Source organism: Streptomyces sp. AB3(2024) (genome assembly GCF_041862025.1).
Taxonomy (GTDB): Bacteria; Actinomycetota; Actinomycetes; order Streptomycetales; family Streptomycetaceae; genus Streptomyces.
Genome location: NZ_JBGWAB010000271.1, coordinates 1 through 3,633 on the forward strand (window position 1 = coordinate 1; position 3,633 = coordinate 3,633).

General features: G+C 70.1%; 4 protein-coding genes. 2 read left to right on the forward strand and 2 right to left on the reverse strand.

Translation table 11 applies throughout. The features are described from left to right. Positions 1–265: 265 nt before the first annotated feature. Positions 266–544, forward strand: a complete 279-nt coding sequence (locus tag ACEPPI_RS40135) for a hypothetical protein (protein ID WP_373920183.1) — start codon at positions 266–268, stop codon at positions 542–544. Between the two features lie 333 nt (positions 545–877). Here ACEPPI_RS40135 and ACEPPI_RS40140 read toward each other — a convergent pair whose 3' ends face one another. After that, positions 878–1,615, reverse strand: a complete 738-nt coding sequence (locus ACEPPI_RS40140) for an SDR family oxidoreductase (RefSeq protein ID WP_373920184.1) — start codon at positions 1,613–1,615, stop codon at positions 878–880. A gap of 93 nt (positions 1,616–1,708) precedes the next feature. On the opposite strand from ACEPPI_RS40140, the gene ACEPPI_RS40145 reads away from it, so the two are divergent. Then, positions 1,709–2,617 carry a LysR family transcriptional regulator gene (locus ACEPPI_RS40145; protein ID WP_373920185.1) on the forward strand — a complete coding sequence of 303 codons (909 nt, stop codon included), beginning with the start codon at positions 1,709–1,711 and terminating at the stop codon, positions 2,615–2,617. 565 nt (positions 2,618–3,182) lie between these two features. On the opposite strand, the gene ACEPPI_RS40150 is transcribed toward ACEPPI_RS40145, so the two are convergent. After that, positions 3,183–3,332 carry a hypothetical protein gene (locus ACEPPI_RS40150; protein WP_373920186.1) on the reverse strand — a complete coding sequence of 50 codons (150 nt, stop codon included), beginning with the start codon at positions 3,330–3,332 and terminating at the stop codon, positions 3,183–3,185. Positions 3,333–3,633 lie beyond the last annotated feature (301 nt).

A 3,633-nucleotide genomic window follows, 5' to 3' on the forward strand; every position in this document is an offset into this window, starting at 1 on the left:
GGCAAGCTGCCCTCGGCCGACTGACCCCCGTCGAATTCGAGACCGTCATGACCACACCGGCCCTCCAGGCCGCGTGACTCAACCTGTCACCCGAACCTGCATCAGACCCGAGTCACTGCGAACGCAGTTCGAGGCTCTCGGTGCGGCTGACGCTCCCGCTTGGGCGAGGTCGGAGATCGACGAGGACCAGCCGCAACTGGCACGCTTCGTGCTTCTCCGTTCGCTGTGGCGTGGTGCGATCAACGGATGGGCCGACCCGGGAGCGTTGGAGCAGGTGACTGCGGCCCGGCGCCTGCTGGACGCGGGGGCGGACAGGAACGACCTGGTGCTCCTGGCCCGGGCCATCGCCTTCGAAGCCGTCTTCACTGCGCTTGACGATCTGGATTGCGGCGCCGACGTCAACGTGTCCGGCGTGGATGTCGGCTGGACGGTCATGGAGTCCGGTGAGGACGGGTCCCCCACCGGCCGCCCTCTCTCGGGCCTCCACGAGGACTTGCGGACGACGGATCCGAGCGGGCGCGACGGCGCTGACCTGTGGCGGTAGACCGCTGGCCGCTCGCTCAGTCGCTGGCGAAGAAGCAGGTCAGGGTAGTGATCCCGCCTGTGCAGTGACTGAAGAGACCCAACTTCGGATATGTCTTCCGAGCCCTCCGGAGCCGGTGCGACCGGCAGAGGAAACCCAAGGACCAGCCTCCGCGAGCCGCGGGACGCACATCTTGCCCTGCCCCGACTTTTGTCCGCCGACAAAAGTCGGGGCGTGGAGCTTCTCCTTGCCCAGGTCGTAGCCCGCGAACAGATGCCGCACCCCGTGCGGGCGGGTGCAGGTCGCCCGCCGCCTCGGCCTGGGCTCCCGCTCGGGGTCCATGTGCCGGCCGCCTTACCAGGGGACGACGCCCTCGTCGTCGAAGAACGCGCCGGACGGGCCGTCGTCCGGCAGCGTGGCGAGCCGGATCGCCGTGGCCGCGCCCTGCTCCGGGGTGCGGTTCCCGAAGAAGCCGGTGAAGTCGGTCGCGCACAGGCCGGGGCAGGCGGCGTTGATCAGGATGTCCGTGTCGGCGAACTGCCGGGCGTACTGCACGGTCACGGCGTTGAGGAACGACTTCGACGGCGCGTAGGCCGCCATGATCGCTCCGATCTCGATCTCCGGGTCGGCCTGCCGGGTCATGGAGCCGACGCCGCTGGAGAGGTTGACGATGCGCGGCGAGGACGACCGGCGCAGCAGCGGGAGCATTGTGTTCGTCACCCGGATGACGCCGATGACGTTGGTCTCCACGACCCTGCGGACCAGGTCGAGGTCGAGAGTCGTGGGGTCCTGCACCCAGCCGGGACCCATCTCTCCGGGGATGCCCGCGTTGTTGACCAGCACGTCCAGCCCTCCGGCCTCACGCTCGATCAGTTCCGCGGCGTCGGCGACGCTCTGGTCGCCGGTCACGTCCAGCGGCACGCCGAACGCGTCGGCCCCGGCGGCGCGCAGCTTCTCGACAGCGGTTTCGAGTCGGCCTGCGTCCCGTGCTCCGACGGCCACGCGGTATCCGAGGGCTCCGAGGCCGGTGGCGATCGCGTAGCCGATTCCCTTGTTCGCACCGGTGACCAGTGCGATCTTCGTTTCGCTCATGCCGTCCATGCTCGCGCCCAGGTGAGCACGCCGGCCAACACCGATCGGGTTCGCTGTGATACCCGGTGGGTATCACTGGAGTACGCTGTCGCCGTGGACGCCTTGGAGACCCGTGAGCTGAGATACTTCGTGGCCGTCGCCGAGGAGCTTCACTTCGGCCGGGCCGCCGAACGCCTGGGCATGGCCCAACCGCCGCTGTCGCGGGCAGTGCAGCAGCTCGAACGGCGTCTCGGCGTCCGCCTCCTGGAACGCAACCGCCGCGGCGTCGCGCTGACCGATGCCGGAGTGGTGCTGCTGCACGAGGGGCGCGTGACGCTCGACGCGGCCACCGCCGCCGCACGCCGCACCCGCCGCGCCGGCGGAGCGGACAACCTGAGCGGGGAGCGCACCCGTCTGGTGCTGGCGGTGAAGACCGCCGCGGCTCACGAACTGCTGCAGAAGCTCCTCGACGCCTATGCGGCCGAGCCTGACGCCGCTGAGGTCGAGGTCCTGCAGTGCGGCATGTGCGACCAGGAAGCACGGCTGCGCGACGGCAGCGCCGACGTCGCGCTGATGCAGGTGCCGTTCAACTCCCTCGCAGGGTTCGACAGCGAGGAGCTGATGACCGAGAACCGGTTCGCCATCCTGCCCGCCGGACACCCCCTGGCCGCGCGCAAGACCTTGTCCCTGGCCGACATCAGCGACATCCCCGGCCTCCCACCGGCGCGCTGGCCCCGTCACGGCGTCTACGCGCCCGGCCCCGGCCCCGAGATCCGCGATCAGACGCAGTTGGCGCAACTGGTCGCCCTGGGACGCACCGTCGCCGTCGTGCCGGATTCCGCGCGCGCCTGGCTGTGGTCCGAGCACGCCGCCGTCCCCCTCACCGACGCGCCCCCTGTCGTCACCCACATCGCCTGGCCCGCGCACAGCCGCTCACCAGCCCTGGCCGGCCTGGTCAGGACCGCCGTACAGCTCGCGTCCTCCCTGCCGATGCGTCAACACCGGCCTGCTCAGTGCCCTTGAGGTGTGGAACGCCCAGGGCCGCGAAACCACGTGCGTGAGATCGCCTCGGCAGTGCTGCATCCGGCCTGACTGGCCGTGTCGGTCAGACTTCGCTGAGACTGGTCGGACTTCCCGGCGACAGAACACTGGACTTTTGTCCGCGGACAAAAGTCGGCCTCCTGATGAGCCGGCGGCCCATCTCCACCTCGCCCCGGACAGCGGCTGAACGCTGCGGCAATCGCCTCAGGCGACGACACGGCTTGGCCACCCTCACGTACCGGCCGTGCCCGCACCCGAAGAACACAGGCGCTTCGTAAACCGCCGCTCGCCCCCACACATCGGCTTCAGCGCTGCCCGACTTTTGTCCGCGGACAAAAGTCGGGGGCGGCTCTCGAACGGACCCCTCTCAGCGTCCGAGAAGCGCAACCGCTGCGGCAGCCGCCAGATCGTCCACAGAGATCTCCTGTCTTCCGCGCCGGCTCGCCTCACTCCCCCGGGGCCCTCCTGCCGGAGCCCCGACTTTTGTCCGCGGACAAAAGTCGGGCCCCACCATGTGCGGTGGGGCCCTGGCTGGGGTCGACGGGGGCTAGCCTCGCCGGTTGTTCTCGATCAGGAGCATCGTCAGCTCTGCCCGGTGCTTCGGCGACATGTTGGCCCAGATCGCCTCGTACATCGCCCTCGGGTCCTGCCACAATACCGGCGGCGTGTCCGTGGTCCGGGTCTGGGAAGGGATCACGCCCTCGGGCTCGCGCTCGTCCGCGTACTCGCTCTCAACCGGCTGAACCGGCTGAACCGGTTCCGGAGCGGGAGCTGGAGCGGGTGCGGGAGGAAGAACCGGTGCGGGAAGAGCGGCTTCAGCAACCCGTTCGGCGACCGGAGCCGAGGGCTCCTCACGCACCGGCGGCTGGGGCTCGGGGTCCCGGGGGGTTGTGGGGGGGGGGTGGTGGGGGGGGGGGGGGCGGGGGCCCCCCCGCCGCGGCCGCCCCCGCCACGGCCTTGATCCAGCATTCTTTACGCACGGTCCGGGTGCATTGGTC

What these genes read in the sequence shown, in the direction of transcription:
- ACEPPI_RS40140 (WP_373920184.1), bottom strand. Translation starts at nt 1,615, where the DNA reads ATGAGCGAAACGAAGATCGCACTGGTCACCGGTGCGAACAAGGGAATC.